3 protein-coding genes and 1 pseudogene are annotated in these 6,938 nt (G+C 57.2%); all 4 read right to left on the bottom strand.

All coding sequences use genetic code 11. The features are described from left to right. Nucleotides 1-664 precede the first annotated feature (664 nt). Nucleotides 665-2,007: pseudogene (locus P3W85_RS17360) on the bottom strand (IS4 family transposase); the annotation flags it as partial. Nucleotides 2,008-2,041: 34 nt separating this feature from the next. After that, complete coding sequence (locus P3W85_RS17355) at nucleotides 2,042-3,433, bottom strand: IS4 family transposase (RefSeq protein WP_276265693.1); 1,392 nt, start codon at nucleotides 3,431-3,433, stop codon at nucleotides 2,042-2,044. Between the two features lie 378 nt (nucleotides 3,434-3,811). Next, complete coding sequence (locus P3W85_RS17350; RefSeq protein ID WP_276265692.1) at nucleotides 3,812-5,353, bottom strand: peroxidase family protein; 1,542 nt, start codon at nucleotides 5,351-5,353, stop codon at nucleotides 3,812-3,814. A gap of 242 nt (nucleotides 5,354-5,595) precedes the next feature. After that, nucleotides 5,596-6,657 (bottom strand): hypothetical protein, encoded by a 1,062-nt coding sequence (locus tag P3W85_RS17345; RefSeq protein ID WP_276265691.1) that lies wholly within the window; start codon nucleotides 6,655-6,657, stop codon nucleotides 5,596-5,598. Nucleotides 6,658-6,938: the final 281 nt, after the last annotated feature.

Genomic DNA, 6,938 nt, shown 5'->3' with positions numbered 1-6,938 from the left:
GTTCCAAACGTGCGCGATTTGGTCTCACATCGCAGGAGGTCTCCCGCTTGCGGCTCCTATCTTCCCATCGGGACCCACCGGTCACCACCACCCAAGATGGGGGATTGTCGTTACCCCCCATTTGGGTGGGGACCAACAGCGGCGTGTTTTTCATCCGCTAGAATCGCGCGAAGTGACAGGGGCGCGGGATATGGGGGACAAAAGTGATCGACGGCGGACCAGGTTGGCTTGGCCGCTCGCATGGGTAGCGCTTAGCGTCGTCCTGGCGATGGCCCTCTTTCGGGGTGTCTGGTACGAGCCGGGTGAACTCGACATCGAAGATGCTGTGAGATATGCGTGTTATGAGGCTATCGACCGGATGGCGCCGACGCCCTACTCGGTCGATTTCGAGATCGAGGAAACACCGCAAGCTTTGCGACGCACAACGGACGGCAAGATAGAGGTGCAATTCAGATTCACAGCGACGGGTGCGCAGGGTTCTTCCACAAGCGCTATTGCCTACTGCATGGTGTCCGGCGACGGACAGCGCGTAGAGCGCATCACCCTGAAACGACCGCCTTAGAAGCCAAAGTTGACGTTGGTGGTTGCAATGGCCTACCGGATCACTACTGGAAGGCAGAATTAATAGCAGCTTATACCCATTCGGGTATACACAAATGTCAGCACTGCCCTCGTCCCGTAGGCCACGCAGCGTTTTTGCAGCGACATGAACCTCTTTGAGTCCAAGCCAGATTGTTTTGACGCCCGGTTCGCCATCGCTCTTGCGCCCGAGGAATCCGCCGAGGCGCGCGATCAGGCGCAGCACTTCATTGAGCTTCGGCGTTGCCGGTTGCCGTACTTTGGTCAGCAAGTAGGCGCCCCGAATTTCATCGGGATCAAAGAACAGCTCCGCGTCTAGATCAGGACAGGTTCGTCCCAGCCGCATCAGGTGAGAAACGCGCCACGCCACCACCATGAACAGCGCCAATGCGCGCTCAAGCCGTTCGAACGAGCCAAGCTGGAGCGCTTCAACGCGACACGCGTTTTTCAGGATATTGAACAGCATCTCGATTTCCCAGCGCGCCCGGTACCAATCAATTAATTCGATCGCCTCGTCCAAGGTCGTGGCAACGCGGTTGGTCAGCAAGCGCCATTCGATTGGCTTGACGCCGGGTGGCCCATCGAATTCGCGCGCGACAAGGCAGGTGGCGGCGACGCTCTTGCCTTTTCCCGCGGGCAGTTCAACCCGCTGCATCCACACGTGCTGGCGTACAATGCGCGCCTTGATGCCGTGTCGCGATCCCAGCGTGAATGCGATCTGCCCTACCGCCTGCGCACTCGTGGTGCGCTCCCACAGCTTGTCGCCTTCCGGCAGACAGCGGTTGTGGGTGGCCCGTACCAGCCAGTCGGCTGGCGTGCCCAGCGCTTGGGCATGCAGCATCAGCGCCATCAGGTCGGCTTCGCGGTCGGCCACATACACCAGGCGCGTAGCCGGCAGACTCGCCGCCATCTCCGCAATGCGCTCGTAGCCCTCGAGCCAGCGCAGGCTCTCCTTGGTCCACCGCGCTTGCCAAATTTGTCCTTCTTCTCGCGTGCCCACATCCACGCGTCCAGAATGCCCAGCGGCTCGCGCTGTGGCGTGACCGCATAGGTCGGATGCAGATACATGCCGCGCTGCGTATCGTAGCTCAGTGGTCCGAGCCCGATTGCACCCTGGCCGTTGAAATCAAGTTCGGTGGTGTCTTGCAGGCAAAGGATGACAGGAAGGGCTTCCATCCGCTTTTGCGTCTGCTGCCAGTGCGGCGCCAAGATCGCGCGCCAGTCGATGCTATCGTTATCAAAAAAGCGATACGCCGCCATCGTTTCGCCCCAGCCCCGACATGCCTTCGGCACGCTGGCCATCGGGTCGGCCGCCAATCGTTCCATCAATATCCTCGCTCGCTTGTCCAGGCGCGCATCGCCGAGGTCGAGTTGCTCGAATTCCGTCTCTGCCCAGTGCGTTGATTCGGTTGCCAATGCGTCACGCAAAAGCAGAGAGTAAACGCCAAGTGCCGTCTTGTGATTACCCACATTTTTCACGCCCCAGACAGTATCCCAGTTCAATGTCGATAAGGCGATGCATGCCGCGCCAGATGACCTTATTGCCCGGTGGTGGATCATTGGCGCGTGCGAGATAGCCGCCCAGTTGTGCGAGCTTGATGAGGCTGCGTGACAGGGCAGGCGCCTGCGCGGTGCGTGCCGTATCCTTGACGAGTTGATCAAGAAGCGCAACCTCGGTTTCGGTAAGCGCCACCCCCGGTGGGGCCTCTGGTGCAGATCGATTGATCTCAGTCAGCCAGAATACTCGCCAGGCAAGGATACAGAAGATAGCGATCAGGTTGGTCAACCGGCTGGCTGTACGCAACTGCGACTCTTCAGCCTTGCAGCCGGACTTCAGGTTCTTGTGAAACGTCTCTATTTTCCAGCGCATCGCGTACCAGTCGATCTTTTCGATTGCGTCGACACGTGAGTTCACCGACAGATCAGTTACAAGCTTCCATTCGATACGCGGCCGGCCCGCTGGCTCGCTGCGCTCCGTCGCATGAATGACGGTCAGCCTGAGCGCCGGGTAGTGCCGCTGTTTGCTGACGGGCGGTAAGATCGTAATGCGCCGGTACCGGATCTCCAGAAGCGCCTGCTGGTGCCGCCCTTTCGAGTCACAAAATTCGATCCGATGCAATCCCTTCACTCGCGCTTCCGACATTTCATCTGCAACGGCAAGCTCGCCGTCCCCGGCTAACCTGTTAGTGCAGGTACGCACCAGAAAATGTGTTCCAAGCTCACATGCAGCGCAGAACAGTTCAAAGATGTCACTCTCCCGGTCACCAATATGCACACAGCGATCCGGATCGCCTAGTCGAGACGTTGACTGCCGCAGATTCTCAATCCAGCGAAAGCTTTCTTTTTTCTCGATCGGTATGCGTGTGAAATTGACTTTGCTCCGCAACGCCGCCGTGTCTTTGAACTCCTTGCGGCTCCAGAACTTGATGGCTGTCAGCCCGAGCGGCAGTCCTCGCGGCGTCACCGCGAGGCTTGAATGCATCAGGATGCCGCATTGCGAGCTTGCCTTGTCGCGACCGTATCGCTCGGCTGCGGTCAGTGTGTTGCTCGCATAACCGATAAGCTCGGGATGCTCGCTTTCGTACGAAAACGTAGTGGTGTCCTGCAGTACAAGAATCGGGCCATCGGTCGTGGAAAAACGCTGCGCAGTTGCCTCGAAATGCCCACTCAGAATGTCCTGCTCACTGACGCGTTCATTGTCCATGAACCGATAGGCTGCCTTGGTATTGGCCCAGTCCTGGCAGGCAAGCGGAATGGTCTGCCCCATACCCTTCCAAAATCGCTCAAGCAGCAGTCCAAACCGCTTGCGAAGCCTGACGTCCCGGAACTCGCTTCCCGCAATCTCCTGATCCAGCCATGACTCATCTTCTGATTATTTTTTCCTGCCATTCGTCATGTAGTTTTTCTAAACGGCGGCAGGTTAACAGAATCTCTCGCTAAGATGTGGGTAATCACAAGCAAGTGCCGTAAGTTTACAAGGGCCGCGCCAGATTACTGAACGTAAACGCTCGCCCCCGAGGCCGGGCGGTGGTGGTCAGAGTTGTGTATAGCCGGATGATTCTAATCCCCTCCCTATAATCTAGCTGCCCCTTTCTCAGAAGGTAGCATTGAGTACTCGCGGCACAGCAGAGTCAGCTGTACCTTGGCACTCACCAAAGTTACTTTGCTCTGCCTGTTCCTCGGGGCAATAGAAGTAATTCTACGACGTTGATCTATTCCCCAGGATCACCGATCAGGCCCCAAGATTCGCAGTGACGTCCCCAACGATATTTCGCTTCGCAATGTCCCGAATCGAGCGTGTCGATTCGATGACATCCATTCCATACTCGCTGAACGTTTGCGGACCGAACACATTTCTGGACAGCAATGGATTTGTGAAAATCTGCGTGAAAGCGTCGTATGCGACCATGGTGTTGAGCAAGTCGCCGAACAGCGCGCCGCCAGTTCGATCCTCGGCCATTATCCCCACCAAGAACTCGACATCATCAATCGAGCCATAGCACTGCTTGATCGAAGCAATAGCAGTGTCATCCTTCGTTAGATCACTGAATTTCGACAGCCGGTTCAGCCCAAACTGTTCTCGGTAATCATTGTAAGACTGCAGTTTAAATGCTCGAGACATGGTGAGGCTGGCGGTTTCAGCCTGCAACAAAAAGGATGGCGAATTAAAGAGACCAATACGGCCAGCGCGTTGGTTGGATGCGCTCGTCAATACCTGAGCGATACCAACGTGCTCGAGCAGTTCATTGTTGTTGCGAAAATCGCCGGCGACCACAGTCTGTCCGGCGACCTGGATCGCATCCGGGACGAGAGAATGCCACCGATAGAGCAAGTCAAACTCGATAGCGATCCAGTTGGTACGATACCAACTCTGGTCTTCCGCGAAATTCGGATCCAGCTTGAATATATTATTTCCAGCAATGTGATTTATGTAGTCCTCCACCACAACCTTCATCAGGAGGACGATATTTATCATTCGTGCCGTTTGGAACAGCCTCTCATCACCCCAACCCGGATTACTTGCAGCCAACCCAGCGCAGATGCGATTATGTTCACGCATGAATATCGTGCTAATCGCCACATATCCGATTGTGGAGTTTCCACGCTCCAGTCCAGTGGCATACGCCTTTCGCCTACGCTCATCGTTCTGAAAGATAGAGTCCAGGATCTCTATATACGGTAGGCCGGCATACTCAGGCTTTGGTGTCAGTGGGCTGTCGGGATCGCCTTGAACGTAGAGATAATCAAGAAAGCTCTCCCCGTCAATATCGCGGCATCGCAGTCTGCCGCCCTCGTGGCTACGAAGGATGCTCGCCGTCGCTTCAGACAGGCCGTAAATCTGGCACAGGTCGATATCGTGATTCGACGTGTTACGTCGGCGGTCCGTTGGATCTACACGCAGCACGCTGTCGGTGAACCACTGGGCGAAGAACATGAAAAGTACACTCGAGCGATCCTCTTTCATGGGACTACTGCGCTTGAACAACGGTATTAAGCTCTCCACGGGCGTCTGAAGCTTGGCTAGATACTCAGGGGAAGCGACGGGCAAATGCCGTCCCGAGAATCGGCGATCCGTCAGTCCGGGCCAAGACGTGTATTCGCTCACGGATCCGATTGCCGGCGACGGTGGCGAAGGATCGGGGGACCAGAGGCTGAATGGCCGTGGACGTGATGTGGTTCGCGTTGCGATATGGTTGATGGCAATCCGATTCAACTGATCGCCAAGGAATGGGATATGCCCGATACCGCCTAATACTTCGTCAAATAGGCTCATTTCATCTTCTCCGTGTGAACTTCAGGGCAGCCGCGTCTTTCACCTATGTTCCGATCGGTCCGCTAGAGGAAAGAGATTGCTTGTCTATGGAAGCGAAACAGGCCGTGGCCATCCAAGCAAAGGACGCGCTGGCGGCACTGCAGACATTTGCACACTACGCGTGGCCTGGAGCGAGGCGCGTGTATGCGATCATCCGCATCCAGCGAATGGTGCCGCGCCACGCCCCCAGTCGCGTACTGTCGCTACACTGGTCGTAGCGACACCTGCGACTGCCGGCTGGACGGCTTCAGGGTGATAGGAGCAATTTGCGACGTGCCCTTGCGCTTGCGGACCACTCGTTTGCCGAGTCGGACAGCATCGATCAACTCTGTCCGCAGCTGATTGTTAGCCAACGCCTCTTCAATTGTCGCGCAATAGATCGGTGCCAACTTCTTGTAGCCGCCTGTGGTTGGGTGGATCTCGTTAGCCCAATCGCCGCTCGCCCCCGTCGTGCCTGGCGCTGCTGGCGTCAATCCAGTTCGAAGGTCAGTCAGGTAGATCTTGGGATGATTGGCACTGATACGCGTCAGCAAGGCGAAGAATCGATCAAAGAGGTAGTCGCTGAGCTCCCGCCACGCACCACCGGCGTCGGGGATCAAGTACGTGTCAAGAGCGCGTGATAGCCACGGACCGGTAAGCCACGCGCCGGGTACTCCGCCCGTGCCTGCTGGCCGTGGCTGAGCGTAGCAATAGCTATGCAGAACGATCGGAGCGGATTGGGACTTGCTTCGCGGACCATCGCGCCAGTCGACCAGGTTCTGGAACACCCCTTGCAGATAGATCTCGAATGCGGCCCACCCGCTGTCGGAGACATAGCGCGAGGCGTCAGCCTGTGATCCCCATTCAGCAGGGAGCAACAATATTCGACGATTTCGAGGAACCTGGTTGCCCTTCGCATCCTCAGGCGGCGTGCCAAGCGCCGCGATAAGGTCATTGCCGCCAGCCGAGAGGAGGATGGCGTCCCACTTCTCCGAGAGCGGCCCGGTAAGAGCTGCCTCGAATGCAGGATCAAATACCCATTGCGACGACGGCGCCACGTTGACGATCTGGCCGAGCTCTGCTCCAGGCTGGGCGTAATTGACCGCACAAGCGGAAAAGTTGAACGCCATGTGCTGCGGCATGTTGGTAGTCAGGGCAGCGGGAGGAAGGGCGCCGATCGAAAACCAGGAATCTCCCTGCATCAGGAATTTGTGACGAAATCCGATGCTTGGGTCCGGGTACGCCCGTCTCCAGTCGGTTGGTGTGAACAGCCGCAGTTGTTCCATTTTTATCTCCTCACTGGTGACGTGGCTTGGCGTTCCTCCGCGGAGGCCCTCTGCCGCCTTCACGGCTGTTCTCCGCGCGCCGGGCGCACGCTGGCGCCAATGCGAACCTCGCAACCGCCCATGCCCGGCTTCACGTGCAGCTATAGTAGGTAACGCGAAGCCTAGCCCATATGAATAGTTTCTAATCCTGTCCTGAATGAAATTGAATTGTTCGGCCTTCCGATACTTGGCCCGGACGGCCGACAACCATCGCCACAGCCAGACTGCATCGATGTGTCCCG

The sequence above is a fragment of the Cupriavidus basilensis genome, assembly GCF_029335485.1.
GTDB classification, from domain to species: Bacteria; Pseudomonadota; Gammaproteobacteria; order Burkholderiales; family Burkholderiaceae; genus Cupriavidus; species Cupriavidus basilensis_E.
The sequence above is the reverse complement of the archived record's forward strand: the minus strand, read 5'-3'. Positions and strand labels throughout refer to the sequence as shown.